24 protein-coding genes are annotated in these 26545 nt (G+C 74.2%); 9 read left to right on the forward strand and 15 right to left on the reverse strand.

Annotated elements, in window-relative coordinates; genetic code table 11:
• Positions 1-180 precede the first annotated feature (180 nt).
• Genes AC1UE5_RS17955 through AC1UE5_RS17975 form a run of 5 tightly spaced genes read right to left on the reverse strand, consistent with a single transcriptional unit; the run spans position 181 to position 4535 of the window.
• Entirely contained in the window at positions 181-795 is a 615-nt protein-coding gene (locus AC1UE5_RS17955; protein WP_482926015.1) for a hypothetical protein, read from the reverse strand.
• A complete protein-coding gene (locus AC1UE5_RS17960) occupies positions 792-998 on the reverse strand; it encodes a hypothetical protein (RefSeq protein ID WP_482926017.1) in 207 nt (68 codons plus the stop codon). Before AC1UE5_RS17960 ends, AC1UE5_RS17955 begins: the two co-directional genes overlap by 4 nt.
• The gene (locus tag AC1UE5_RS17965; protein WP_482926019.1) at positions 995-1168 is read right to left on the reverse strand and encodes a hypothetical protein; all 174 of its coding nucleotides are present in this window, start codon (positions 1166-1168) and stop codon (positions 995-997) included. The genes AC1UE5_RS17960 and AC1UE5_RS17965 overlap by 4 nt, the downstream gene beginning before the upstream one ends.
• Positions 1165-2673, reverse strand: coding sequence for a flavin-containing monooxygenase (locus AC1UE5_RS17970; RefSeq protein ID WP_482926021.1), 1509 nt, complete (start codon positions 2671-2673; stop codon positions 1165-1167). The genes AC1UE5_RS17965 and AC1UE5_RS17970 overlap by 4 nt, the downstream gene beginning before the upstream one ends.
• Positions 2670-4535, reverse strand: coding sequence for a hypothetical protein (locus tag AC1UE5_RS17975; protein ID WP_482926023.1), 1866 nt, complete (start codon positions 4533-4535; stop codon positions 2670-2672). The genes AC1UE5_RS17970 and AC1UE5_RS17975 overlap by 4 nt, the downstream gene beginning before the upstream one ends.
• An 81-nt stretch (positions 4536-4616) precedes the next feature.
• Here AC1UE5_RS17975 and AC1UE5_RS17980 point away from each other — a divergent pair, with 81 nt between their 5' ends.
• A complete protein-coding gene (locus AC1UE5_RS17980) occupies positions 4617-5387 on the forward strand; it encodes a MerR family transcriptional regulator (RefSeq protein WP_482926024.1) in 771 nt (256 codons plus the stop codon).
• A 38-nt stretch (positions 5388-5425) separates the two neighbouring features.
• Here AC1UE5_RS17980 and infC read toward each other — a convergent pair whose 3' ends face one another.
• Entirely contained in the window at positions 5426-6118 is a 693-nt protein-coding gene (gene infC / locus AC1UE5_RS17985) for a translation initiation factor IF-3 (protein WP_482926026.1), read from the reverse strand.
• Between the two features lie 48 nt (positions 6119-6166).
• Positions 6167-8083: a threonine--tRNA ligase gene (gene thrS / locus AC1UE5_RS17990; RefSeq protein WP_482926028.1), complete on the reverse strand. Its 1917-nt coding sequence runs from the start codon at positions 8081-8083 to the stop codon at positions 6167-6169.
• An 84-nt stretch (positions 8084-8167) separates the two neighbouring features.
• Between thrS and AC1UE5_RS17995 the strand changes: the two genes are divergently transcribed.
• A complete protein-coding gene (locus AC1UE5_RS17995; protein WP_482926030.1) occupies positions 8168-9253 on the forward strand; it encodes an aminotransferase class V-fold PLP-dependent enzyme in 1086 nt (361 codons plus the stop codon).
• Here the strand turns inward: AC1UE5_RS17995 and AC1UE5_RS18000 are convergent.
• Entirely contained in the window at positions 9250-9708 is a 459-nt protein-coding gene (locus AC1UE5_RS18000; RefSeq protein ID WP_482926032.1) for an RrF2 family transcriptional regulator, read from the reverse strand. The two genes, AC1UE5_RS17995 and AC1UE5_RS18000, sit on opposite strands and share 4 nt — an antisense overlap.
• 64 nt (positions 9709-9772) lie before the next feature.
• Between AC1UE5_RS18000 and AC1UE5_RS18005 the strand changes: the two genes are divergently transcribed.
• Genes AC1UE5_RS18005 through AC1UE5_RS18030 form a run of 6 tightly spaced genes read left to right on the forward strand, consistent with a single transcriptional unit; the run spans position 9773 to position 16521 of the window.
• The gene (locus AC1UE5_RS18005) at positions 9773-10441 is read left to right on the forward strand and encodes a pentapeptide repeat-containing protein (RefSeq protein ID WP_482926034.1); all 669 of its coding nucleotides are present in this window, start codon (positions 9773-9775) and stop codon (positions 10439-10441) included.
• Positions 10442-10458: 17 nt separating this feature from the next.
• Entirely contained in the window at positions 10459-12420 is a 1962-nt protein-coding gene (locus AC1UE5_RS18010) for a GGDEF domain-containing response regulator (protein WP_482926036.1), read from the forward strand.
• Positions 12417-13460: a HEAT repeat domain-containing protein gene (locus AC1UE5_RS18015; protein ID WP_482926038.1), complete on the forward strand. Its 1044-nt coding sequence runs from the start codon at positions 12417-12419 to the stop codon at positions 13458-13460. Before AC1UE5_RS18010 ends, AC1UE5_RS18015 begins: the two co-directional genes overlap by 4 nt.
• Entirely contained in the window at positions 13457-14920 is a 1464-nt protein-coding gene (locus tag AC1UE5_RS18020; RefSeq protein ID WP_482926040.1) for a glycosyltransferase family 2 protein, read from the forward strand. The genes AC1UE5_RS18015 and AC1UE5_RS18020 overlap by 4 nt, the downstream gene beginning before the upstream one ends.
• A 48-nt stretch (positions 14921-14968) precedes the next feature.
• Positions 14969-15763 (forward strand): hypothetical protein, encoded by a 795-nt coding sequence (locus AC1UE5_RS18025; protein WP_482926042.1) that lies wholly within the window; start codon positions 14969-14971, stop codon positions 15761-15763.
• Entirely contained in the window at positions 15760-16521 is a 762-nt protein-coding gene (locus tag AC1UE5_RS18030) for a hypothetical protein (protein ID WP_482926044.1), read from the forward strand. Before AC1UE5_RS18025 ends, AC1UE5_RS18030 begins: the two co-directional genes overlap by 4 nt.
• On the opposite strand, the gene AC1UE5_RS18035 is transcribed toward AC1UE5_RS18030, so the two are convergent.
• The 4 genes from AC1UE5_RS18035 to AC1UE5_RS18050 are packed head-to-tail and all read right to left on the reverse strand — an operon-like array spanning position 16518 to position 20126.
• Positions 16518-17477: a sulfate/molybdate ABC transporter ATP-binding protein gene (locus AC1UE5_RS18035; protein WP_482926046.1), complete on the reverse strand. Its 960-nt coding sequence runs from the start codon at positions 17475-17477 to the stop codon at positions 16518-16520. The two genes, AC1UE5_RS18030 and AC1UE5_RS18035, sit on opposite strands and share 4 nt — an antisense overlap.
• Complete coding sequence (gene cysW, locus AC1UE5_RS18040; RefSeq protein ID WP_482926048.1) at positions 17478-18278, reverse strand: sulfate ABC transporter permease subunit CysW; 801 nt, start codon at positions 18276-18278, stop codon at positions 17478-17480.
• The gene (gene cysT / locus AC1UE5_RS18045; RefSeq protein WP_482926050.1) at positions 18271-19089 is read right to left on the reverse strand and encodes a sulfate ABC transporter permease subunit CysT; all 819 of its coding nucleotides are present in this window, start codon (positions 19087-19089) and stop codon (positions 18271-18273) included. Before cysT ends, cysW begins: the two co-directional genes overlap by 8 nt.
• Positions 19086-20126, reverse strand: coding sequence for an extracellular solute-binding protein (locus tag AC1UE5_RS18050; protein WP_482926052.1), 1041 nt, complete (start codon positions 20124-20126; stop codon positions 19086-19088). The genes cysT and AC1UE5_RS18050 overlap by 4 nt, the downstream gene beginning before the upstream one ends.
• Before the next feature lie 100 nt (positions 20127-20226).
• Between AC1UE5_RS18050 and AC1UE5_RS18055 the strand changes: the two genes are divergently transcribed.
• Entirely contained in the window at positions 20227-22257 is a 2031-nt protein-coding gene (locus AC1UE5_RS18055; protein ID WP_482926054.1) for an ATP-dependent helicase, read from the forward strand.
• A 1-nt stretch (position 22258) separates the two neighbouring features.
• On the opposite strand, the gene AC1UE5_RS18060 is transcribed toward AC1UE5_RS18055, so the two are convergent.
• The 3 genes from AC1UE5_RS18060 to AC1UE5_RS18070 form a co-directional block, all read right to left on the reverse strand.
• A complete protein-coding gene (locus AC1UE5_RS18060) occupies positions 22259-23743 on the reverse strand; it encodes a DUF5005 domain-containing protein (RefSeq protein ID WP_482926056.1) in 1485 nt (494 codons plus the stop codon).
• Between the two features lie 92 nt (positions 23744-23835).
• Positions 23836-24267, reverse strand: coding sequence for a nuclear transport factor 2 family protein (locus tag AC1UE5_RS18065; RefSeq protein WP_482926058.1), 432 nt, complete (start codon positions 24265-24267; stop codon positions 23836-23838).
• A gap of 58 nt (positions 24268-24325) precedes the next feature.
• Positions 24326-26527: a methyl-accepting chemotaxis protein gene (locus tag AC1UE5_RS18070; RefSeq protein ID WP_482926060.1), complete on the reverse strand. Its 2202-nt coding sequence runs from the start codon at positions 26525-26527 to the stop codon at positions 24326-24328.
• Between the last annotated feature and the right edge of the window lie 18 nt (positions 26528-26545).

Genomic DNA, 26545 nt, shown 5'->3' on the forward strand with positions numbered 1-26545 from the left:
CCGGTGGGAGGGTTACCTGCGTAGAGCACGGGTTTCTCTCCCAGCGCTGGTGTCGGGCCGGACGGTGGGAGGGTTGTCGGGGTCCCGCCGCCGACGCACGCCCCCTCAGCCGCCACGACCGACACCCGCGGCGCGCGGCGAGGCGTGGCGGCGCGCGGCGAAGCGTGCCCCCGGGGTGCGTCAGGCGGCGCGCGCGGCGGTGAGGCGGCCGGCGAGCGTCGCGGCGCGGTCGGGCGGCAGGAGCGACAGGGCGCGTGGGCCGGCCTCCGGGCGGCCGCGGTCGACGGTCGCGACGATCGCGTCGTCCGACAGGGACTCGAAGGCGACCGAGAGCGACGCGTCGGGGAGGTGCTCGGCGATGCGGGCCATCGAGCTGTAGCGCCCGCGGACCGCGAGCTCGGCCGCCGCGCGAGCGACCAGCGGCGGCGGGATCGCGCCGAGCAGGGCCGCGCAGCGCGGCAGCTCCGCCCACTCGGCGACCTCGGCGAGATACGCCGGGTCGAGCCGCGCGATCACCGCCGAGCCCGCGTCCGGCGGCAGGTGGCCCGCCAGGCGCGCGACGAACCGCGTGGACATCCGCTCCTGTGCGACCTTCGCGACGAGCTGCGCCGGGAGGCGGTCGACGAGGTTGACGATCGGCTCCAGCCGCTTGCGGTCCCGCCGGTGCAGCGCGTCGGAGACGTGGTCGGTCAGCTCGAGCAGCGCGTCCTCGCCGAGCGCATGGACGCCGGCGGGCAGCGCCGACGGCTCCACCGCGAGCAGCGCGGCGAGCCGGCCCAGATGTGTCGCCCTCACCGGCCGAATGCCTTGCCGACGGCCTTGCGCACCGGCCACGGGAGCGCGCCGAGCGCCGCGTCCAGCGTCTCCAACCCCTCGGCGTCGCGCCGCGCGTGCTCGGCGCGGACCAGCGCGGCGAGCGCGTCCGCGTCGGCGGGAGCGAGGTCGCGCACGGCGGCGGGCGGCGCGGCCCCGCGGAGGAGCGTGTCGAGCTCGCTCACAGCTCCACCTCCGACGGAGTGTCGCCCCGCTGGGGCGACGCCTCCTCCCCATCGTCCCGCCGCCGCTCGATCAGCACCATCGCGACGAGGCCCCCGAACACCGTCAGCGGCGGGAGGGCGAACAGCCAGTGGCCGGCGTGAGCCAGCGGCAGCAGGACGTCGACGCTCACGCGGCCACCGTCTCCGGATCGGGCGCGCGCGAAACGGCGGGATCGAGCACGTAGCTCCCCGCGTCGAACGTCGCCAGCTCACGCCGGAAGCGCCAGGTCGGCCCCGGCCACAGCGTGCGGTTCTTCCCGTACGCGTCCAGGTACCAGCTCGCGCAGCCGCCCGCGTTCCACACCGTCCCCTCCAGCGCGCGCTGCACCTCCGCGTTGAACGCGTCCTGCGCCTCGCGCCGCACGTCGAGCGCGCCGGAGCCCGAGCGCCGCAGCACGTCGAGCGCCTGCATCACGTACTCCAGCTGCGACTCGATCATGTAGACGATCGAGTTGTGGCCCAGCCCGGTGTTGGGGCCGACGAGGAAGAACAGGTTGGGGAACCCGCTGACCGTCGTCCCGCGGTGCGCCTGCATGCCCTCGGCCGCCCACACGTCGGAGAGGCGCCGCCCGTCGCGGCCGCTCACCACGCGCGCGACGGGCGGGTCGGTGACGTGGAACCCGGTGCCGAGGACGATCGCGTCGACCTCCACCCGTGTCCCACCGGCGCCGACGAGCGACGATCCCTCGACCCCCACGACGCCCTCCGGCACGACGCGCACGTTCGGCTGCGTCAGCGCCCGGTAGTACGAGTTCGACACCAGCGTCCGCTTGCACCCGACGCGGTACGACGGCGTGAGCACGCGGCGCAGCTCGGGGTCGCGCACCTGCGACGCCAGCCATCGCTCGGCCACCTTCTGGATCGGCTCGAGCAGCCGGGGGTGGTTCAGGCCGGTGCCGAACACCTCCTGCACGCCGTACGTCACCCCGCGCACGACCTTCTGCGCCGCCGGCACGCGCCGGAAGAGCGCGCGCTCGGCCCGTGTCGTGCGCCGGTCGGCCTGCGGGAGCACCCACGGCGGCGTGCGCTGGAAGACGCTCAGCTCCCCCGCGATCCCCTGCAGGTGCGGGATGGCCTGGATCGCCGACGCGCCCGTGCCGATCACCGCGACGCGCTTGCCGCGCAGGTCGGCCTCGTGGTCCCACTCGGCGGTGTGGAACCGCACCCCGGGGAAGTCGTCGAGCCCGGGCAGCGACGGGACCTGTGGCGTGCTCAGCGGCCCGGCCGCGGCGACGAGCACCTGCGCCCGCACGACCGACCCGTCGGAGCAGGTCACCGTCCAGCGCTGCTCGGTGTCGCTCCACGCCGCGTCCGTGACGTCCACCCCGAACCGGATGTGCGGCCGCACGCCGTGCTCGTCGACGACGCGCCGCAGGTAGGCCTCGATCTCCGGCTGGCGCGCGTACCAGCGCGACCAGTCCGGGTTGGGCGCGAACGAGAACGAGTACAGGTGCGCCGGGATGTCGCACGCGCAGCCGGGGTACGTGTTCGCGTGCCACGTGCCGCCGACGTCGGCGCGGCGCTCGAGCACCACGAAGTCGTGCTCGCCGGCCTGGCGGAGGCGGATCGCCATCCCGACGCCGGCGAACCCGGCGCCGACGATCGCGACGCGGACGTCCTGCGCCTGCCCGCTCACGCCGTCACCGCCTCGGGGACGCGCGCGCCGGCCTCGTGGACGCGCCGTGGCGGTGGGCCGGCGGTCGACGCCGCGGCCAGCCGCGAGAGCGTCCAGAAGATGAAGGCCAGCAGCGTCACGACCGACCCCGCGACCGCCGCCGACGCCGCGCGCCAGAGCGGCCCGTCGGTCGCGCTCTTGCGCTCGCGCTGCAGCAGCTTGGAGTCCTTCACGAGCGTGCGCGTGAACTGCGGCGGCGCCGGCACCAGCGGCGCGGGGATCGCCGCGTCCTCGGGCAGGTAGACCGGCAGCGAGGCCATCTCCGGGCCGCGGTGGTAGCGGATGAGCGTCTTCCACGACCCGTCGACCGGCAGCGGCTCGGTGGTGCGGTAGACGCCCTCGCTCACCCGCTCGAGCGGCTGCACGACGCGCCGGTGCTCGCCGCCCTGCCACGCCATCGCATAGAGCCAGTCGGCCTCCTCCACCGCGTCGGCCGGGGAGAACCGCACCGTCGCGTGGGCCGAGCGGCCGTCGCCCTCACCCGGCGCGTCCGTCAGCTGCACCGTCGCGCGCGCGTCCGGGGCGGTCGTCGGCAGCTCGGTCGCCAGCACCGCCAGCGCGACGATCATCGCCGCGGTCGCGCCGACCCACGCGCGGGTCGGCGGCGCGTCGAACCGCCGCGCGCCGGCCCGCGCCGTCAGCGCGACGAACGCGCCGACCAGGCCGCCGATCACCGCGACGGCGGTCGAGAGCGCGAGCGCCTCTGGCAGCACGTGCGCGGGCCACGCGAGCGGCATCCACACGTGGGACCAGCCGTACTCGGCGAGCACGCCGACCGTGCCGAGCAGCACGCCGGACACCGCGCCGAAGACGTACGGCCGCTTGGCCGCGAACGCCAGCGCCGCGAGCTCGACGAGCACCGCTTCGGCCGCGTAGAGCGGGAAGTGGAGCGTGCTCTCCCCCAGCCCGACGACGATCAGCGTCAGCACGCCCTGGATCACGATCGCCCAGAACGCCGTGACCAGCGCCATCCCGCGCCCGCCGATGATGCGCACCGGCACGAGCACGAGCGCCGCCGACAGCGCGATCAGCATCGGCTGGAACATCAGCGAGAACTGCGGGACGCCGTATCCGAACTCCTGCTGGAAGGCGATCGTCAGGCCGCACAGCAGCACCGAGCCGGTGTGCACAAGGCCGGGGCGGCGGATCGCGCGGGTGCCGCGCTCGCCCTGCTCCCCGCGGACGGCCAGCCGGCCCTCGCGCACGAGCAGCGCGGCGGCGACGAAGTGCAGCAGGCCGCCCGTGATCATCATCAGGTGAGTCGGGCCCCACAGCGTCACGTCCTGGCCGAAGAGGTTGTGCCAGACGTCGTCGAGCGGGAAGCCGAGCAGCGAGAACGAGCCCGCCGCGAGCATCGCGACGCCCGCCGCGGGTGCGTACCAGCCGCGCGCGAGCTTGATCGCGGCCGGCCCGGCCTCGCGCCCGCGCGGCATGCAGATCGCCAGCCAGCCGGCGGTGAAGAAGGAGAACGTCCCGACGATGAGCCCGTAGTGGGACGGGTTGGCGAACGGCCCGGCGTCGCGACCCTGGTCGATGTGCAGCGCGACGTCCCAGACGAAGCCCGGGCCCGCGGCGAGGAAGCCGATCAGCGACACGACCGGCGGGAGCACAGCCCACGCGGGCAGGCCGGTCCGCTTCACCAGCGGCGCGGCGGCGCGGTCGAGCACCGCGCTGCGGCCGGAGCGGTGCAGCAGGCCGAGGACGACGAAGACCGCCGTCAGCGTCCCGATCACCGCGGTCCCGATGACGATCTGGCTCGTCTCGGCGCCGCCGGCGGGCGCCGCTTCCACCGACCCGAGAACGACCGACCCAAGTGCGCTCATGGGTGACACCGTACAACGTGACGCCATTTGGTGTCACGCCAGATGGAGGCACGTCACAGTGCGTCGGTACCCTCAGCGGTCGTGGACGAGATCGACGAGCTGGAAGAGGGTTCGGCCGACGAGTACCCGTTCACGATCGAGGAGCTGGCGGCCGAGACGGGCACGAGCGTCCGCAACCTGCGCTCCCATCGCGCGCGCGGGCTGCTCCAGCCGCCGAAGATCCGCAACCGCACCGGCTACTACGGCCGCGAGCACGTCGACCGCGTCCAGCTGATCCGCCAGCTGCAGGACGAGGGCTTCAACCTCGGCGGCATCAAGCGGCTGCTCAACCTCGCGCGCGGGCCGTCCGGTCTGCTGCTGCGCGTCGTGCAGACGGCGTCGACGCCGTTCGAGTCCGAGCAGCCGCGCGTCTTCACGCGCGAGGAGCTGACGCAGCGCTTCGGCGCGGACGAGTGGGACCGGCTGCTGGAGACCGCGATGCGGCTGCGGCTGCTGGCGCCGGAGGGCGACGGCTTCCTCGCCCCCTCCCCCTCGCTGCTCGATGCGGCCGAGGAGGTCGTCAAGCTCGGCGTCCCGCTCCACCACGCGCTCGCGGTGATCGCGAAGATCCAGCGCTCGTGCGAGGACGTCGCGGAGGAGTTCATCCGCCTGTTCCTCGACGACGTGTGGCGGCCGTTCACCGCCGACGGCTTCCCGCTGAAGGGGTGGTCGGAGGTGTCCGGCGCGATCGAGACGCTCCGCCCGCTGTCCAGCGAGGTCCTGCTGCGGACCTACGAGCTGACGATGACGCGCGCGGTGGAGCGCGCGACGGCGGAGGAGCTGCAGCGGCTCACGAAGCGCCGCCGGGGCTGAGGCTCAGCCGCCGGCGACGCCGCGCGTGAAACCGGGTGCTAGTCCGCGAGCTGCTCGGGGGAGCCGAGCGGCTGGGCGGACTTGTCGGTGTGGTGGACCTGCGGCCCGCCACGCTTGCCCTGGGCGACCGGGGTCTCCTCGGGCGTCTCCTCCTCGGCAGGCGGCTCGATCTCGCCGCTGAGCACGGCCTTCGAGGGGCCGAGCATCATCGTCATGTTGCGGCCGTCCTGCGTCGGGCGCTGGTCGACCTGAGCGATCTCCTGCAGGTCCTCGGCCAGGCGGTTCAGGATCATCTCGCCGCGCTCGGGGTGCGTGACCTCGCGCCCGCGGAACATGATCGTGACCTTGACCTTGTCCTTGTGGAGGAGGAAGCGCTCGACGTGGCGCTTCTTCGTCTCGTAGTCCTGGTCCGCGATCTTCGGGCGGAACTTGATCTCCCGCACGACGATCGAGGTCTGGTGCTTGCGCGCCTGCTTCTGCTTCTGCGCCTGCTCGTACTTGTACTTCGAGTAGTCGAGCACACGCGTCACAGGGGGACGCGCACCGGGGGCAACCTCGACGAGATCGAGGTCCTTGTCCTGCGCGTACCGCAGGGCCTTCGACGTCTCCATGACGCCGAGCTGCGCTCCGTTCTCATCGATGAGACGGACTTCCGGCACGCGGATCCGCTCGTTGATGCGAGTGGTGTCGCGCTCCGGGGGGCGCCGGTCGAACCTTCTCGGTACCGGCACTAGCTGTAGCTGAGGTTAGTCGTCAAGCGCTGGTGAGAATAGCAACGCTCAGGCCCGTTGTGCGGCGCTTTCGCGCAGCAGGCGTTGCGCGAAGTCGGACACCGGTTCGGTTCCGGTGTCGCCCTTCTTGTGCTCGCGGACCGCGACGGTCCCCTGCTCGGCCTCGCGGTCGCCCACGACGAGCATGTACGGGACCTTCTGCAGCTCGGCCTCGCGGATCTTCTTGCCGACCGACTCGGTGCGCTCGTCGATGTCCGCGCGCACACCCGCGGCGCGCAGCTCGGCCACGACCTTCGCGGCCGCCTCGTTGTGGCGGTCGGCGATCGGGAGCACGACGGCCTGGGTCGGGACGAGCCACAGCGGCAGCTCGCCGGCGGTGTCCTCGAGCAGGATGCCGATGAACCGCTCGTACGAGCCGAACAGCGCGCGATGGAGCATCACGACGCGGTGCTCGGCGTTGTCGGCGCCGGTGTAGGTGAGGTCGAACCGCTCCGGCATCTGGAAGTCGACCTGGACGGTGCCCAGCTGCCATGAGCGGCCGAGCGAGTCGGTCATGTGCAGGTCGATCTTCGGGCCGTAGAACGCGCCGTCGCCCTCGTTGATCTTGTACGAGAGCTCCTTCTCGCGCAGCGCGGTGGCGAGCAGCTCCTCGGCCTCGTCCCACTGCTCGTCCGAGCCGATGCGGTTCTCCGGCCGGGTTGACAGCTCCAGGTCGACCTCGATGCCGAAGTGCTTGTAGGTCTCGAACGCCATGTCCAGGCAGCCCTTGATCTCGTCGAGGACCTGGTCGGGGGTGCAGAAGATGTGCGCGTCGTCCTGCACGAAGTGGCGGACGCGCAGCAGGCCGTGCAGCGCGCCGGACATCTCGTTGCGGTGCAGCAGGCCCGGCTCGGAGTAGCGCACCGGCAGGTCCTTGTAGGACCACTGCTGCATCTTGAACAGCTGGGAGTGGCCCGGGCAGTTCATCGGCTTGAGCGCGAGGTCGCGGCCCTCGGACTCGGTGACGAACATGTCGTCGCGGTACTTGAACCAGTGGCCGGAGGTCTTCCACAGCTCGGCGTCGTAGAGCTGCGGGGTCTTGACCTCGGTGTAGCCGTGCGCGTCGCACATGTCGCGGCTGAGCTGGACCAGACCGTTGAAGACCTCGGTGCCGGGCGGCATCCAGAACGCGGCGCCCTGGGCGACCTCGGAGAACTGGAAGAGCCCGAGCTCGCGGCCGAGCTTGCGGTGGTCGCGCTTGCGCGCCTCCTCCAGCCGCTCGAGGTGCTGCTCCAGGTCCTCCTTGGTGAAGAACGCGGTGCCGTAGATGCGGGTGAGCTGCTCGCGGTTCGCATCGCCGCGCCAGTACGCGCCGGCGATCGACTGGAGCTTGAACGCCTTGATGCGCTTGGTGCTCGGGGCGTGCGGGCCGCGGCAGAGGTCGGTGAACGGGCCGTTGGTGTAGAGGCTGACGGTGTCGACGCCTTCGTTCTTGACGAGGTCGTCGATCAGCTCGACCTTGTACTTCTGGCCCTCGTCGACGAACCGCTGGCGCGCCTCCTCGACGGACACGTCCTCGCGCACGAACGGCTCGTCGGCCTTGACGTGCTTGCGCATCTCGGCCTCGATGCGCTCGAAGTCCGCGTCGGAGACGGTGACGCCCTCGGGGAACTCGAAGTCGTAGTAGAAGCCGTTGTCGATCGCCGGGCCGATGGAGATCTTGACGCCCGGGTACAGGTCCATCACCGCGGCCGCCAGGACGTGCGCGGTGTCGTGCCGGATGATGTCCAGGGCGCCGTCGCTGGACGGCGTGATGATGGAGATCGGCCCCTCCGTCAGCGGCGCGGACAGGTCCTTGACGCTGCCGTTCTGCTGCACGGCGAGCGCCGCGCGTGCGAGACCGGGGCCGATCGCGTTCGCCGCGTCGAGGCCGGTCGCGCCGTCCTGGAGCTCGAGCTCCTTGCCGTCGGGGAGGGTGACCTTCATCGCGCACAGCATCGTATGCGGAGCACCAAGGGTGTGACCGCGCGCACGCATGTTCGAACCCTGCGAGGTAGCCTGCGCCGCGCCTTGGAGCCCGCCGACCTCCGCTCCCGCTTCCCGGTCCTCGAGCGCGTCACGTACCTGAACGCCGGGACGTGCGGGCCGCTTCCCGCCGACGCGCGCCGGGCGCAGGAGGAGCTGTACGAGCTCGGCGAGCGCGAGGGCCGGCGCATCCCGTACTACGAGCGGACGCTCGCGCTCCACGACCGCCAGCGCGCGGCGTACGCGGGCGTCCTGGGCGCGGAGGCCGGCGACGTCGCGCTGACGACCTCGACGAGCGAGGGCGTCTTCCGCGTCGTCGCGGGGCTCGGGCTGCAGCGCGGCGACGAGATCGTCACGAGCGACGAGGAGCACCCGGGCCTCGAGGGGCCGCTGCTCGGCGCGCGGGCGCGGCTCGGCGTGACGATCACGCGCGTGCCGCTGGCGCAGGTCGCCGAGGCGGTCGGGCCGCGGACGCGGCTCGTGGCGTGCTCGCACGTCGGGTGGGTGCGCGGCGACGTGGCGCCGGCCGCGCTGCGCGAGGTCGCGGCGGCGGGCGTGCCGGTGCTGCTGGACGGCGCGCAGGGCGTCGGCGCGGTGCCGGTCGACGTCGACGCGCTCGGCGTGACGTTCTACTCAGGCAGCGGCCAGAAGTGGCTCTGCGGCCCGGTCGGGACCGGGATGCTGTGGGTCGCGCCCACGTGGCGGGAGCGGTTGCAGCCGATCGGCCCGACGTACTCGGCCTTCGACGGCCCGTACGGCGACCCGGACGGGTGGCGCCTGCACGCGGGCGCGCGCCGGCACGACACGCCGTCGCTGGCGGGTGAGCTGTCGGCCGCGGCGCTCGCGGCACATGACGTCCTGGCGGCGTTCGGGTGGGAGCGCGTGCACGCGCGCGCCGCAGGGCTGGCCACGCAGCTCGCCGAGCTGCTGCGCGACGCCGGCCGCACCGTCGCGCCGCGGGGCGCGACCACGCTCGTCTCGTGGGAGGACGCCGATCCCCCCGCCACCGCCGAGCGCCTCGCGCAGGCGGGCGTCGCGGTCCGCAACCTCCCGGACACGCCGTACCTGCGCGCCTCCGTCGGCGCGTGGAACGACGAGTCGGACCTCGAGCGGCTGCTCGCCGCGCTCTAGCGGCGCTCCCACGCGCCGGGGAGCTTCGTCAGCTCCGCGACGTGCGGGGGCAGCTCGTTGTGCGCGACGTCCGCGAGCGTGACGACCTCGAGGACCTCGCGGAGGCTCGCGCGCACCGCGACCCAGACCTCGCGCAGCGGCTGCGCGGAGCCGGTCAGCTCGAGCGCGTCGGGCGAGATGCCGCCGACGTTGGCCAGCGGCCCGTCGATCGCGCGGATGACGTCCGCGAGCGTGATCTCCTCGGCCGGCTTGGCGAGCCGGTGGCCGCCCTCCGGGCCGCGGCGGCTGTCGATCAGCCCGCCCTGGCGTAGGCCCTGGAGGATGTTGTCGAGGAACTTGCGCGGGATGGCCTGCGCGCGCGAGATCGCCTCGGCCTTGATGAGCACCCCCGCGTCGGCGGTCGCGAGCTCGACCGCCGCTCGGACGGCGTAGTCGACCTTCGCAGACACGCGCACGGCGGGCATCATGCCAGGCGCGGCCGACGGCACGTCATCCGCGCCGCCCGGCACGATGGACGGGATGCCCCAGCCGCTGACCATCCGCGCCCCCGACCCGCCCGACGTTCCCGACCGCCTGGAGCCGCTCGACGCGGGCGACGGGCCGTTCGAGGACGAGGCCCGGATCGAGCTCGTGCAGCTCTCCGGCCAGGCGCCCGGGATCGACGCGCGCGTGATCACGCTCGCCGAGAGCCGCGTCACCGCCGCGCTGCCCGGCGCCAAGCTCCGCGACGCCCACGTGCGCGACTGCGTGCTCCACACCGCCGACCTGGCCAACGCCGACCTGCGCGGCACGGCGCTGCACCGGGTCGAGGCCCAGGACGTCCGGCTGACCGGCGCGTCGCTGCCCGAGACCTCCCTGCAGGATGTCCGCTTCGCAGGCTGCCGGCTCGACCTCGCGACGCTCGCCGACGCCCGCGTCGAGCGCGTCGCGTTCGTCGACTGCGACCTGCGCGAGGTCGCGTTCGACGGCGCCCAGCTGCGCGACGTGCGGTTCGAGCGGTGCGACCTGGCCGGCGCGTCCTTCGCGCGGGTCCAGCTCTCGCGCGCCATCATCGTGGGCTGCGACCTGGCGCGTGTGCGCAACGTCGCGGACCTGCGCGGCGCCGCCATGCGCTGGCCGGACGTCGTCGACAACGCCGGGGCGTTCGCGAGCGCGATGGGCATCAGGATCCTCGCGGGCGACGACTGACCTACCCTCCGAGCCGCATGAGCGGCGCGGGAGGCAGGCCCGACGTCCGTCCGATGCTGGCGGACCTGTGGGAGGACGCGCGCGAGCGGGCGCTCGCGCGGGTCGGCGTCGTGGAGGACGCGATCGCGGCGGTGATGGCCGGCGCGCTCGACGAGGAGCTGCGCGCGGGCGCGCGGCAGGAGGCGCACCGGCTCGTCGGGGTGCTCGGGACGTTCGGCGTCGCGGGTGCGAGCGCGACGGCGCGCACGCTGGAGGCCGCGTTCGTCGAGCCGCCGCTGCTCGCTGCCGCGCCCGCGCTCGCCGGCGAGGTGCTGCTGCTGCGGCGCGCGATCGAGGCGCACGACCCCACCGCCCCGCGCGCCGAGCCCGAGACGACCGCCTCCCCGCTCGCGATCGTCGACGTCGACGAGGAGCTGGTCGGCCGGCTCGACGCCGGCATCACCGAGCGCGGCTGGCGAATCGCCGCGCCTGACGAGCCCGCGGCGCTCGCGCTCGTCCGCCTGCGCACGCCCGCCGACCTCGCCACGCTCGACCGCATCTCGGCCCTGGAGCCGGCCCCCGCCATCGCCGTGCTCCTCGACCCACCCGACGGCGACCTCATGTCGATCGACCACGTCGACGCCGTGCACCGCGGCGCGCTGCGCCTCATGCCGGCGACCCTCCCGCCCGCCGCCATCCTCGACGAGCTGCTGACGCTGGAGCGCTCGCGGCGCGAGGCGGCCGGGACGGTCCTCGCGCTGGAGGCCGACCCGGCGGCGCTCGACGCGCTCGACGCCGCGCTGCGGATGGACGCGCACACGCTCGTCACCGGCGCGGAGGCCGCCGAGCTGCCCGCGCTGCTCACCGCGCACGAGCCGGACCTGCTGATCCTCGACGTCGACCTGCCCGACGCGGACGGCATCGCGGTCTGCCGGGAGCTGCGCGCCGACCCGCGCTGGAGCACGCTCCCGATCCTCTTCCTCACCGCGCGCGCCGAGCACCAGACGATCGTCTCTCTGTTCGCGGCCGGCGCCGACGACTACGTCCCCAAGCCCGTCGTCGTCCCCGAGCTGGCGGTGCGCGTCCGCAACCGGCTCGAGCGCGTCCGGCTGCTGCGCCGGCTGCGCGAGGTCGACCCGCTCACCGGCCTGGTACGACGCGAGCCCGCGACGGCGCAGCTCGAGCGGCTCGCCGCGTCCGCCGAACGCCTGCGCCAGCCGCTGTGGGTCGCGGTGCTCGGCATCGACGACCTCGCCTCGCGCAACGACAACTTCGGCCACGCCGCGGGCGACCGCGCGCTCGTGGCGCTCGCCGAGGCCATCCGCCGCGCCGCCGGGCCCGCCGACGTCGCGGGCCGCTGGGCGGGCGGCGCGCTCGTGCTCGGCATGCTCGGCACCGGCGCCCACGACGTCCGCAGCCGCGTCGGCGACGTCGTCGAGGCGGTGCGGCGGCAGGAGCTCGACGGCGGCGCCGCGACCGCGTCGGCCGGCCTGGCGGAGTTCCCGACGCACGGCACGACGGTCGCGGAGCTGGTCGCCGCGGCGACCGCGACCCGGCGCGCGGCGGTCGAGGCGGGCGGCGACCGCGTGCTCCACCCCTGGACGCCGGGGCAGCCGACCGACCGCGCCGAGGTCGTGGTCGTCGAGGACGACGAGGTGCTGGCGCGCCTGCTCACGCATGCGCTCGAGACACGCGGGTACCGCATCCGGACGATCTCCGACGGCAACGACGCGGCCACCCTGCTCGGCGGCCACCGCCCGCAGCTCCGCACCGACCTCATCGTGCTCGACTGGGACCTCCCCGGCCGCGACGGCCTCACCGTCCTGCGCCAGCTGGCGGCCGACGGCGTGCTCTCCTCCACCCGCGTGCTGATGCTCACCGCGCGGGCGTCCGAGCGCGAGGTGCTCGCGGCGCTGGAGCTCGGCGCCGACGACTACGTCCAGAAGCCGTTCAGCGTCGCGGTGCTGCTCCAGCGCGTGCGGCGCATCCTCGGCCGATGATCGGCTACGAGCTGCTCACGACCGCGGCGATGGTGCTCGGCGGGCTGCTGCTCGTCGCGCTCCTGGCCACCGGCGGGCACGGCGTCGCGGTCGCGGCAGACGACGTGCTCCTGCGCCGCCACCGCCGCCGGGCGCGGGCCGCGCTGGCCCGGGCGGTCGAGCGCCGCCGCGCGGACGACGAGGACGTCAAGGCGTTCAAGGCGCTGCCGGTGCGCGAGCGGATCGTCGCCGTGGTGGAGATCGCGACCGCGCTGGAAGCCGCCGACCGCGCGCCGATCACCGCCGTCGCCGAGCGGGCCGGGCTCATCACGTGGGCGGTCCGCCGCACGCGCAGCCGGCGCTGGCGCCGCCGCCTCCAGGGCGCGCGGCTGCTGACCATCCTCGGCGCCGGCGGCGAGCACGTCCTGCCGCTGCTCGACGACCGCGCCCCGGTCGTCCGCACGCAGGCCGCCGAGTGGGCGGGCGCGCACGGCGGCGAGGAGGAGGCGCGGGCGCTGGCCGCGCGGCTCGGCGAGCCGAACCTGCTCTCACGCGCGGCGGTCGTCGACGCGCTCATCCGGCTCGGGCCGGCCGCGATCGGCCCCGTGCACGAGGCGATCAAGTCGCGCGATCCCGAGGTCGTGCGGCTCGCGCTGCTCGTGGCCGAGCACGTCGGCGACCTGCGCCTCGGCGCCGCCGCGGCGGACCGGGTGGAGGACGCCCAGCCGGCCGTCCGCGCCTCGGCCGCCAGCGCGCTCGCGGCGGTCGGCGGTGAGGAGCACAGCTCGGCCCTGGTGGAGCTGCTCGACGACGACGACGTGGAGGTGCGCCGCGCCGCCGCCGGCTCGCTCGGCCGCCTCCAGTACTGGCCCGCCGGCCCGCGCCTGGCCGCCGCGCTGCGCGATCCCGCGTGGGACGTGCGCCACGAGTCCGCCCGTGCGCTGCGCCGCATGGGTCCCGCGGGGGCGATGCTGCTCGAGCGCGCCACCCGCGACGAGGACCGGTTCGCGCGCGACATGGCGCGCCAGACGCTCGACCTCCCCGGCGCGGAGGGCCCGTGACGGAGGTCGTCGAGGCGATCCTGACCGGGTCGGCCTGGTTCGTCCTCGGCTACTTCCTGCTCGTCAACGGCTGGCTGTTCGCGCTGCTGATCTCGGCCGCGCTGGAGCTGCGGCGCACCCGCGCGGAGGAGTGGCACGAGCCGCTGTGGCGCGTGCTCTCCTCCCCCGTCGCGCCGACGATCTCGATCCTCGCGCCCGCGTACAACGAGGAGGCGACGGTGAGCGAGAGCGTGCGGTCGCTGCTGACGCTGCGCTATCCGAACCTCGAGGTCGTCGTCGTCAACGACGGGTCGCCCGACGGAACGCTGCAGCGGCTCTGTGACGACTTCGACCTGCGCCCGATCCACGCCGCGCCGGTCCGGCGGCGGCTCGCGTCCGCGCCGATCCGCGGCATCTTCCGCTCGCGCCGCACGCCGTCGCTCGTCGTCGTCGACAAGGAGAACGGCGGCAAGGCCGACGCGCTCAACGCGGGCCTCGACGTCGCGACCGGGGAGCTGATCTGCGCGATCGACGCCGACACGATCGTCGAGCCCGACGCGCTGCAGCGGATGGTCCGCCCGTTCCTGGCCGGCGACGACGTGGTCGCGGCCGGCGGGACGATCCGGGCCGTGAACGGCTCGGAGGTCCGGGACGGCCGGGTCGTGCGCCCGCGTGCACCGCGGCGCCTGATCCCCGCGCTGCAGGCCGCCGAGTACCTGCGCGCGTTCGGGGCCGGGCGGCTCGGGTGGAACCGGCTCGGCGGCAACCTCATCATCTCCGGCGCGTTCGGGCTGTTCCGCCGCGAGGCGGTGATCGCGGCCGGCGGCTACCTGCACGGCACGGTCGGCGAGGACATGGAGCTGGTGGCGCGGATGCGGCGCGTCGCGCGCGAGCGCAAGGCGCGCGAGCGCGTGCTCTTCATCGCCGACCCCGTCGCGTGGACCGAGGTGCCCAGCGACCTGCGCGTGCTCGGCCGCCAGCGCGACCGATGGCACCGCGGGCTGGCCGACGTGCTCTCGCGCCACCGCCGCGTGCAGCTCAACCCGCGCTACGGGACGCTCGGGATGGTCGTCATGCCGTACTTCCTCGCGATCGAGCTGATCGCGCCCGTGATCGAGCTGCTCGGCCTGGTCGCGCTCGTCGCCGGCCTGTGGATGGGCGCGGTCGACGTCCACTTCGCGCTCCTGTTCCTCCTCGTCGCGTACGGCCTCGGCCTGCTGGTGACGGCGACGGCGATCGCGCTGGAGGAGTGGACGTACCGCGCGTACGGCGGCACGCGCGATCGGCTCTGGCTGCTCGGGGCGGCACTGATCGACGGGTTCGGCTACCGCCAGCTGACGTCGGTGTGGCGGGTCCGCGGGCTGTGGCGCTTCGCGCGCGGGCGGACCGAGTGGGGCGCGATGACGCGCGCGGGCTTCCGCCCGGCGTCCGCATCGCCCGGGCCGGCGTCGCCCCCGAGGCAGGGCGACCGCGGGGCTTAGGCGTTTCGCCGATGCGGCCCGCCGCGGCGTGCGCGAGCGTCCGGCCGCATGGTCCGCCATCTCCCGCCGCCTTCGCTGTCGCTCGCCCTCGCCCTCGCCCTCGTGCTGCTGCTCCTCACGGTCGAGGGCGTGGCCGGCAGCGGCGTGCGCGGCGGCGGCATCGGGGCGAACGCCGTCACCGCGTCGTACGCGGCCGGCGTGTGGACGATCCGCGGCACCGCTGGGCGCGACGGGCCGGGCTACGACCTCGACGAGGACTGGTTCAAGATCGCCCACGCGCGGCTCGTCGGCGACTACTGCCAGGAGCACGCGGTGGAGGAGGGCACGCCGTGCGCCGCCGGCCTCCCGGTCTGCCGCGACCGGATCGGCCCGTACGTCCTCTGCCGCCCGATGCCGATCACGCTGATCCGCTTCGAGCTGGCAGGCGGCAGCGACTTCCTCGGCGGGAGCGAGGAGACGATCCCCACCGTGATCGTCGCCGGCGAGGGGCACGACGAGATCGACGGCGACGCGGGCGACGACCGCATCGAGGGCGGGCCGGGCAACGACGCGATCAACGACCAGGACGACCGCAAGCCGGACACGCAGGACGACGACGTGATCGAGGGCGGCCCAGGACGGGACCAGATCAGCACGTCGGGCGGCCACGACCGGATCGACGGCGGCGCGGGCGACGACTTCATCACCGTCGCCTTCGGCGTACCCGCCAGCGTCGACGCGGGTCCTGGGAACGACCACGTGAACAACTTCTCCAGCCGCGCCGTCATCGACTGCGGGCCGGGCAGGGACATCGTGAACGTGCGGCCCGGCGTCCGCACCAGGCACTGCGAGGTCAAGCGGTGAGCCGCGGGCGGTGGCTCACCGCGGTGACGGTCGCAGCCGCTGTCGGGGCCGCCGCGCCCGCCGCGCACGCCGGCAACGTGCACACCCGCGACTTCCTGCTCACGATCGAGGGCACGAAGACCCGCACCTTCGGCGCCGCACCCGCCGAGCCCGCCATGTGCCGCGACGGCATCGAGGTCCGCGGGCAGGGCGCCGAGACCATCACGTTCCGCACCTCCGCCGCCGTCCGCGTGCGGCTGCTGATGACCGGGCGCGACTCGATGACGTACGTGCTCACGCGCGGAGGGACGAAGATGCTCGTCCCGATCACCGCGACCCGCACCGCCACAGGGAACGTCGCGACGCGGCCGTGCCCGCAGACGCGGTTCACCGATCCGACGTGGCGGCCCGCGGACGTCGGGGCGTGCGTCGGCACCGGGACGCTCGCGGCGCAGGCCGACTTCGCCCCACCCGATCCTCGCCGCCCGGCCGCCACGCTCATCGCGCCGATCATCGAGGACGTCCCGGGGTGCTCCGCGCGGCCGTGGACCGCGATCGCGTACGAGGCCAACCCCCTCGAGACCCGTGGGAGCCTGCGGGTGGACGAGCTCCTCCGGTCGCGGCGGGCGGTGACCGTCCGCACGAGCGGCCGCGAGAGCTGCTCGAACGCGTGGGTCGCCGTCACCTGCACCTCCGAGGTGACGGCGACCGTCCGGCTCGTCCCGCAGCAGCCGCCGGTGGGCGGCCGCCGCGGGCGGGGCAGCCGGCGCCGCCCTTAGGCGGCGCTGAACTCGCGCACGCGGTCGGGCCGCAGCCACACGATCTGGCCCTCGACCAGCTCGAGCGCGTCGGCCTCGTCCTTGGTGAGCAGCGCGGTGACCGGCTCCCCCTCGCCGAGCGCGAGCTCGAGCCGCACCTCGAAGCCGACGCGGATGATGCGCTCGACGATCGCCTCCAGCGCACCCGGCTCGGCCTCCTCCAGGACGGTGAGGTCGTGCGGGCGCACGAGCCGGCCGCCGAGCTGCGAGACCGGCCCGACGAAGCCCATGACGAACGCGTTCGAGGGCTCGTCGTACAGCTCGTCCGGCGTGCCGGCCTGCTCGATCCTGCCGTGGTTGAGGACGGCGATCTGCTCGGAGACCTCCATCGCCTCCTCCTGGTCGTGGGTCACGAAGATCGTCGTGACGTGGACCTCGTCGTGCAGGCGGCGGAGCCACTCGCGCAGCTCCTTGCGGACGTTGGCGTCGAGCGCGCCGAACGGCTCGTCGAGCAGGAGCACCTCGGGCTGCACCGCCAGCGCGCGGGCGAGGGCCATGCGCTGGCGCTGGCCGCCCGAGAGCTGGTTGGGGTAGCGGCCCTGGAAGCCGTCGAGGTGGACGAGCTTGAGCAGCTCGTCGACCCGATCGCGGATCTCCTGCTTGGGCGTCTTGCGGATCTGCAGCCCGAACGCCACGTTGTCGCGCACCGTCATGTGCTTGAACGCCGCGTAGTGCTGGAACACGAACCCGACGCCGCGCGACTGCACGGGCCGCCCGGTGACGTCCTCGCCGCCGATGTGCACGGTGCCGGCGTCCGGCGTCTCCAGGCCCGCGATCACGCGCAGGAGCGTCGACTTGCCGCCGCCCGACGGGCCGAGCAGCGCGGTCAGCGAGCCGTCGCGGACCGTCAGCGAGACGTCCTCCAGCGCCTGGAAGTCGCCGAAGCGCTTCGAGACGCCCTTGACCTCGATGGCCATCTAGGTTCCCTCCTTCTGCCGCCTGCGTTCCAGCAGGGTCATGGCGAGCAGCACCGCCAGCGCGAGCAGCGCCAGCAGGGTCGAGGCGGCGTACGCCCCGGCCAGGTCGAAGTTCTGGAAGCGCTTCTCGACGAGCAGCGTGAGCGTCTCGGTCTCCCCCGACACCTTGCCGGAGACGATCGAGACGGCGCCGAACTCGCCGAGCGCGCGGGCGGTCGACAGGACGATGCCGTAGATCAGGCCCCAGCGGATCGCCGGGAGCGTGATGCGGCGGAACGTCTGCCACCCGTTCGCGCCGAGCGTCTGGGCGGCCTGCTCCTGGTCGGTCCCGATCTCGCGCAGCACCGGCGCGACCTCGCGGACGACGAACGGGAGCGAGACGAAGATCGTCGCCAGGACGATGCCCGGGAGGCTGAAGATCACCTGGATGCCCAGCTCGGTCAGCTCGTCCCCGAACCACCCGATGCGCCCGTAGACGAGCAGGAGCGCGAGGCCGACGACGACCGGCGAGACCGCGAACGGCAGGTCGATCAGCGCCTCCAGCAGCGCCTTGCCGCGGATGTTCGAGCGCGTCAGGACGAGCGCGGTGATGACGCCGAAGACCGTGTTGAGCGGGACGGCGATCGCGGTCACGAGGACCGTGAGGTAGAACGCGTGCTGGGCGGCCGGCGTGGTGATCGAGCCCCACACCGAGCCCAGGCCCGGCTCGAACGTCTTGTAGACGACGAGCGCGACCGGCACGGCGAGGATCGCGCCGAGGTAGCCGAGCGCGACGAAGCGGAGCGAGAGGCGCCTAGCCATCGTGCCGGGTCCCCCACCGCTCGATCAGGCGCAGCCCGATCAGCACCAGCAGCGAGACGAGCAGCAGCACCACCGAGACCGCCGCAGCACCGCCGATGTTGTCGGACTCGATCTGCTTGTACGCGTAGACCGCCGACACCTGCGTGTCGAACGGCTTGTTGCCGGAGATCAGGACGACCGAGCCGAACTCGCCGACCGCCCGCGCGAACGCGAGCGCGACGCCCGAGACGATCGCCGGGACCAGGTTGGGCAGGACGATGCGGCGGAAGACCGTGAAGTCGGACGCGCCGAGCGACTGCGCGGCCTGCTCCATCTCCGTGTCGAGCTCCTGCAGCACCGGCTGGACCGCGCGGACGACGAACGGCAGCGTCACGAACAGCAGCGCCAGCACCACCGCGGTCTTCGTGTAGGCGATCGCGTCGCCGTAGAGGGCGAGCAGCGTCAGGCCGGCGACGATCGTCGGCAGCGCGAACGGCAGGTCGATCAGCGCGTTGACGAACGACTTGCCGCGGAAGTCGTCGCGGACGAGGACCCAGGCGATCAACGTCCCCATGACCGCGTTGACCGCCGCGACCCCGAGCGAGACCAGCAGCGTGAACTGGAGGGCCGAGACGGCCTGGCGGCTCGTGACCGAGTCCCAGAAGTCGCCCAGGCCCTCCTGCAGCGAGCGATCGACCACCGCCGCGAGCGGCAGGAGGACGATCAGGCTGAGCCAGAGGGAGGCGACGCCGAGGCCGAGGGCGGACGCCCCCGGCCTCCAGGCCCGCCGGCCCGTCGCGCCTGCGCGCGTGGGTGCGGCGACGGTGCTCACTTGGCCGTCGACACTCCGGCCTCTTCCTCGATCTTCGCGATCGAGCCCTTCTCAGGGTCGAAGAGCTCGTCGTTGACCTTCGACCAGCCGCCGAGGTCGTCGATCGTCTTCAGCGTCTCGGGCTCCGGGAACTTCGCCTTGTTCTTCTCGAGCGTCGCCTCGTCGACCGGGCGGTAGCCCCAGTCCGCGAAGCGCTGCTGGGCGGGCGCGGAGAGGACGTAGTCGAGGAACTTCTGGGCGACCTCGGGGGCGTCCTTGGTCTTGCCGATCGTGATGTCGATCTTGAGCGTGTCCGGCGGGATCACGTACTCGACCTCCTCGCCCTTCTTCTGGGCGGTGGTCGCCTCGTACTCGTAGGAGAGGAGCACGTCGCCCTCGCCGCCGGTGAAGGCCTGCAGCGCCTCGCGGCCGGACTTCGGCTGGACCTCGACGTGGTCGTGGATGAGCTTCTCGACGTACTCGATGCCGCCGTGCGCGTAGGCGCCGAGGAGGTTCCACTTCGCCGCGCCGGAGGTGAACGGGTTCGGGGTGACGACCTTGATCCCGGGCTTGAGGAGGTCGTCCCACGTCTTGATGTTCTTCGGGTTGCCCTTGCGGACGACGAAGGAGACGACGGAGGTCGTCACGAGGCCGTCGTGCGGGGCCTGGTTCCAGCTCGCGTCGACCAGGCCGGCCTTGACGAGGCGCTCGATGTCGGGCTCGACGGAGAACGAGACGACGTCCGCCTTCAGGCCGGACTCGACGGCGCGGGACTGCTCGCCGGACGCGCCGAACGAGGTCTTGAACTCGACGCCCTTGCCCTCCGGCGTCTTGTTGAAGTCGGGGATGATCTCGTCGTACACGACCTCGGGCGTCGAGTACGCCACGAGACTGAGGGACCCTCCGCCGCCGCCCTCGCCGGATGAAGCCGTGGCCTCGCCGCCGGAGGAGTCGTCCGCGCCACCGCACGCCGCGAGCGCCAGGGACGACGCCAGCACCGCCGCGATCCCGCCCCACCGGAGGCTGCGGCCGTTCTTGAGTTTCTCAGTCGAGATCATGATGCGGGGAAGATACACATTCCGGATCGGATTTGAAGACTTTTGTCCGCGGGCGGGGCGTTGCGGGCCGTCCGAGGCGGTCCGTAGCGTCCGGGAACAGATGTTCGATGGCTCAGAGCTGAACCCCGAGCAGCTGGCCGCTGCCACCCATCCGGGCGGGCCGCTGCTGGTGCTCGCCGGCGCGGGGACCGGCAAGACGACGACGCTCTGCGCGCGCGTGGAGTGGCTGCTCGATGCGGGGGCCGCGCCCGAGCGGGTGCTGCTGCTGACGTTCACCCGGCGGGCGGCGCGAGAGATGCTCCAGCGCGCGGCGGGACGGGCGCCGGGCGCGCGGCGGATCGTCGGCGGGACGTTCCACGCGGTGGCGCACCGGCTGGTGCGGGCGCACGCGTCGTCGCTGGGGCTCTCGCCCGGGTTCACCCTGCTCGATGCGGGCGACGCGGCGGACCTGCTGGACCTGATCCGAGAGGAGCAGGGCTACGCCGCGGGCAGCGGATCTCCGGGCGCGAAGCGGTTCCCGCGCAAGCACACGCTGGCGGACATCTACTCGCGGACGGTCAACGCGCAGGCGCCGCTGCGCGAGGTGCTGGCCGACGCGTTCCCCTGGGTGGAGGAGCACGCCGACGCGCTGAGCGGGCTGTTCCGCGCGTACACCGCGCGCAAGCGGGCGCTCGGCGTGCTCGACCTCGACGACCTGCTGCTGTTCTGGCGGGCGCTGGTGCGCGACGAGGTGGTCGGCGCGCGGATCGCGGACAGCTTCGACCACGTGCTCGTCGACGAGTACCAGGACGTCAACGGGCTGCAGGTCGACATCGTGCGCGGGCTGCGGTCGGGCGCCTCGCGGGACGTGACGGCGGTCGGCGACGACTTCCAGGCGATCTACGGGTTCCGCTCCGCGAGCGCGCAGCACATCCTCGACTTCCCGCAGCACTTCCCGGACGCGCACGTGGTGACGCTGGAGCGCAACTACCGCTCGACGCAGCCGATCCTCGACGTCGCGAACGCGGTGGCGGCGCAGGACGACGGCGGCTTCCGCAAGGTGCTGCGGGCGCAGCGGTCGGGCGGCTCGTCGCCCGCGCTCGTCTTCTGCCGCGACGCGTCGCAGGAGGCGTCGCTGGTCTGCGACGCGGTGCTCGAGGCGCGCGAGCAGGGCATGCTGCTGCGCGAGCAGGCGGTGCTGATGCGCACGTCGCACGACTCCGACCTGCTGGAGCTCGAGCTCGCGCGGCGGCGCGTGCCGTTCGTCAAGTACGGCGGGCTGCGCTACCTGGAGGCGGCGCACGTGAAGGACTTCCTCGCGCTGCTGCGGCTGGCGGAGAACCCGTCGGACGAGATGTCGTGGTTCCGCGTGCTGCAGCTCGTGGAGGGCGTCGGGCCGGCGCGGGCGCGGCGGGCGGTCACGGCGCTGCTCACCGCCGACCCGCCGGGGTCACGCGCGGGCTGGGACACGGCCCTCGCCGCGCTCCCCTCCTCCGCGCACGAGCACGCCACCGCGGTCCTGACCGCCCTCGCCGCCGCGCGCGGCGACCGGGACCTCTCGGCGGCCGATCGCGCGGGCATGCTGCACGAGGCGCTCGTCCCGCTGATCCGCGCGCACTACCCGGACGCGCCGGTGCGGCTGGAGGACCTCGAGGCGCTCGTCGGCGCGGCCGGCGAGGCGGCGGACCTGACGACGTTCGTGTCCGAGCTGCTGCTCGACCCGCCGTCGTCGACGCAGGACCTGGCCGGGCCGCCGCTGCTCGACGACGACTGGCTCGTGCTGTCGACCGTGCACTCCGCGAAGGGCCTGGAGTGGCAGGCGGTGCACCTGCTCGCGGTCTACGACGGCAACTTCCCCGCGTGCATGTCGGCGGGCTCGCGCGAGGAGGTGCGGGAGGAGCGCCGGCTCCTCTACGTCGGCCTCACCCGTGCGCGCCGCTCGCTCTCGGTCTACGTCCCCGCCCGCTTCCACCACCGCCCGCACGGCCGCGACGACGCGCACGGGTACGGCCGCCCCTCCCGCTACCTGACCAAGGAGGTGCAGTCGCACTTCGCCGTGCGGCGCACGGGCGTGGATGCGGTGCCGGGCTTCGGCGGCGAGATCGCCGCGACCCGCAAGATCGAGGTGTCGGTCGACGAGCTGTTCGCCTGACCTACGGCGTCGCCCGGACGAACCGGGGGCGGTAGAGGAGCGCGTCCGCGAACACGTCGGCGAAGACCGTGGCGTTGTGGCTGGTCCCGACGAGCAGGCCGCCGGCCGTGCCGAACTGCGGGTGCGCGGCGGCGTTGTACGCGAAGCCGTTCGCCGGGACCGGGAGCGTGGCGACCTTGCCGCGGCGGGTCCACGGGCCCTGGGGCGCTGGGGCGTCCCACGCGATCAGCAGGGAGGAGAACGGCGGTTGCTCGAGCATCGTGTAGCCGGTCTCGGTCGCGACGACGCTCACCTGCGCACCGGTCGCCGCCGACGTCAGGTGCGTCGCGGCGTGCGGGTCGGGCGACCAGCCGCTCCCGTCCCACCACGCGTACGGGCCCGCGAGCGCGCCCGGCGCGGTGCGGGCGACGACGGGCCGGTGCGCGAGGTCGTCGATGCCGTACACGTAGGTCGCGTCCGGCGTCGTGACGGTCGCGACGCCGAGGTAGACGCCGGGCCGCGTGGGCAGCTCGACCGGCGCGCCGGGCACGAACCCGGGCGCGCGCACGTCGACGAGCGCGCTGCCGTCGATCGCGAAGTCCCACATGCCGCCGCCCGTGCCCGCGCGCCGCATGCGGATCACGAAGAGCTGCGCGCCGCCGCCGTCCGCCGCGGCCACACCGCCCGCCGGCCACCACCACCGCACGTCGTCGCCGTCCGGGTGCGCGAGCCAGGGCCCGGGCCGCTCGGCCGTCCCCGTCGCGAACGTCTCCAGGCAGCCGCCGTCCTGCAGCACGACCGTGTTGCGGACGAGCCGCGCGGCCGGGTCGCGCGTCCCGCCGTCGCGCACGCCGCCCACGAACGAGTCCCCGAACAGCCACAGCGAGCGGCCGCCCGCGAGCGGCACGGAGAGCGCAGCGTCGCCGCCGCTCCACCCCGTGCGAGAGGCGGCGAAGAGCTGGGTGAAGCGCTCGGCGGGGTCGTCGGCGGCGGCGCCCGGGAGGCCGCACTCGCGGATCGCCAGCGGCGCGGTCGACGGCGGCGGCTCGGGGACGGGCGCCGGCGGTGCGGGCGGCACCGGCGGCGGGGTCGGAACGGTGCGCGCGGGGCGCGGCACGGGCGCGGGAGCCGGCATCGGGTCCGGCCGCGCGGGAGCCCGCGGCTCGTCCACGCGCACGGTCCGCAGCGTCCGGCACCGCCGCGGCCGGCCCGCGCAGGCGAGGACCCGCCACCGCCCGGCGCGAGCGGCCTCCGGGACGCGGAACGTCGTCCGCCGCGCCCGGCTGCGCCCGCGCGCCGCAGCCCGCCGCACGACCGCCGGGCGCACGTCCCGCGCACCCGCACGCCGCAGCAGGACGGTCGTGCCCGGCTTGACCTTGGCGACGAACGTCCCCCCGGGCGGGATCGCCCGCGCCGTCCCCGGCGCCGCACCGGCGAGGAGGAGCGTCGCGACCGCCGCCGCGAAGAGCGCCCTCCACCAATTCCTCACCGTCGTCCTTGCCGGCATCGCCTCCAGTCAACGCCGCCGCCCACAGGAAGTTGCGGTGGCGCCGCGCGAGGCCCGCCGGAGGGAGGGCCGGCGGGCCGCGCGCGGCGCGCTCACACCACCGCGGGCGCCTGCACGCCGGCGGCGGCGATGTGCTTCGCCGTGTCGGTGAAGTGGCGGAAGCGCACGACCTTGCCGTCCGGGCCGAGCTCCCACAGGTGCAGCTCGCTGTCGCGGTAGACGGTACCGGTCACCCGGACGCGCGCCTCGATCTCCACCACCGCGCACACGCTGCGTTCACCCGCGAGCAGCTCCGTCACCGCGAAGCTGCGGATGTCCAGCTGCTCGGCGAGCACCGCGAAGAAGCCCGCGACGCTCTCGCGCCCGGTCCGCTCTGCCAGCCACGGCACGCCGGCCTGCTGCGCCGCGTTGCCGTGCGGGTGGCGCTCCCACGCGACGTCCTCGGCCAGCCGGTCGAGGATCGCCGGCACGTCGCCGCGGCCGAACGCCGCGTAGATCTCGGTGACCGTCTGCGTGTGGCTCATCGGCCGACCGTACGGCCGGCCGACGAGCCTCGCCATCGTCCGAAGGAGCGATCCGGGCTCAGCGCGTCACGCGGAAGCGCCCGACAAGCGCCGACAGCGTGTCGGCGTGCTCGGCCAGGTGCTGCGCGGACGCCACGATCTCCTGCGAGGACGCCGACGACTCCTGCGCCGACGCGGCGACCTCCTCGGTGGTCGCGGACGCGGACTCCACGACGAGCGCGACCTGGTCGATCTCCTGCTGCATCCGCTCCGCGAGCCCCGCGACGGCGCGCGCGGTCTCCCCCATCTCGAGCGCACGGCCGGTGACGTCGGCGGTCGCGTCGCCGATCTGGGCGAACGCCGCACCGGCCTGGGCGACCACGGCGGAGCCGTCCGCGGTGCGCTCGGTCGACGCCTCGACGACGCCGACGACGCGGCTGGTGTCGGCCTGGATGTCGCCGGCGAGCGTGGCGATCGACGCGGCGGCGTCCCGCGAGTCGTCGGCGAGCTTGCGGACCTCGTCGGCGACGACCGCGAACCCGCGGCCCTGCTCGCCCGCCCGCGCGGCCTCGATGGCGGCGTTGAGCGCGAGCAGGTTGGTCTGGTCGGCGATCTCGGTGATCGTCTCGACCATCCCGGTGATCTCCAGCGACTTCTCGCCCAGCGCGCGGATGGCCGCGCCGGTCTCCTCCGACGCGTCCTGCAGCTGGCGCATCGCCCCGGTGGCGCGCTCGACGACCTCCGCGCCGTCGCGCGCCAGGCCCGCGGCCTCCTCGGCCGCGTCGCGCGTGCGCGCGGCGCCCTCGGTGTTGCGGGCGATGATGTCCGCCAGCTCCTCGGCCATCGCGCGGAGCTGCTCGACGCTCTGCGCTTGACGCTCGGCGCCGGACGCGATGTCGCCGATCGCGCCGGCGATCTGCTCCACCGCACGGCCGGACTCGCTCGACGTGGCGGCCATGTCGCGCGAGGAGCCGTGCAGCGTCCCCGCGGCCCTGCCCAGCTCCGCGATCAGCGCGCGCAGCTGCTCGGTCATCCGGGCGATCGCGGCGCCGAGCGCGTCGTGCTCGGAGCGCGGGCGCACCTCGACGTCGAGGTTGCCGTCCGCGATCTCCTCGGCCGCGGCAGCCGTCTCGCGCAGGCTCGCAGTCATCCGCGCGAACGCGCGCGCCATCCGGCCGCTCTCGTCGGTCGCGCGCGTATCGAGCTCGACGCGCAGATCGCCGTCCGCGATGCGGTCCGCAGCGTCGGCGACAGCGACGATCGGGCGGGTGATGCGCGACGCGACGGCGACGGTCGCGGCGGCGATGACGACGATGGCGAGCAGGCCGAGCAGGAGGAGGTCGCGGCGCGTCGCGTGCGCGCTCGCGAGGACCTCGTCCACCGGCGCGAACGCGACGAAGGCCCAGCCCGGCCCCTCGACCGGCGCCCAGCTCACGAACGACTCCTCGCCCGTGAACGGGTTCGTCGCGCGCAGCTGCCCGGCGCGGCCGTCGGCGACGGCGTCCGCGACCTGCTTCAGCGCGGGCGTCTTCCTGGCCAGCGTGGCGAGCGTCGCCTTGCCGACCTGCCCGCTGCGGCCGGTGCCGATCACGGTGCCGGCGCCGGTGACGAGCAGGCCCTCGCCGCTGTCGTAGAGCTTGACCTTCGCCACCGCGGCGCTCAGGTCGTCGAGGCCGACGTCGACCCCGGTCATGCCGACGAACTCGCCGTCGCGCTGGATCGGCGACAGGTAGCTCGTCATCAGGACGTTCGTGATCTCGTCGACGTACGGCTCGACGACCGTGTCGGCGTTGTTGCGCCGGACGGCGGTGAACCAGTCGTCGTTCGGGTCCTCGTCGCTGATCGGATCGGTCATCAGCGCGCTGAGCGTGAGCTTCTCGCCGTCGCGGATCCACCAGGCGCCCACGCGGTCGTCGACGTTGCCGCTGACGGCGTCGAACGGGCCGGGGAACTCCCCGGCGTCCCAGCCGGCGTAGACGCCGATGACCTGCGTGTTGCGCGCGGCGATGGCGCGCATGTCGCGGACGATCCGGTCGTCCTCGCCGGCGGTCGCCGCGCCGAGCTGGGCGGCGAGCGTCCGGGCGATCGACCAGTCCGCCCCGACCTCGCCGGCGGTCTGGCGCGCCTGGCTGACGGCGGTCTCGCGGAGGCGCTGCTCGGCGCTCGACTCCGCCTCGGACGTCGCGCGCGAGGTCGCCAGCAGCGTCAGGGCGGCGACCGCGACGACGGCGATCGCGACGATCGTGGCGGTCAGCTTGACGCGAATGGAGAGTGGAGGCATCGGCCCCTGGCTCGGCTG

The organism is Parviterribacter multiflagellatus (genome assembly GCF_056863265.1).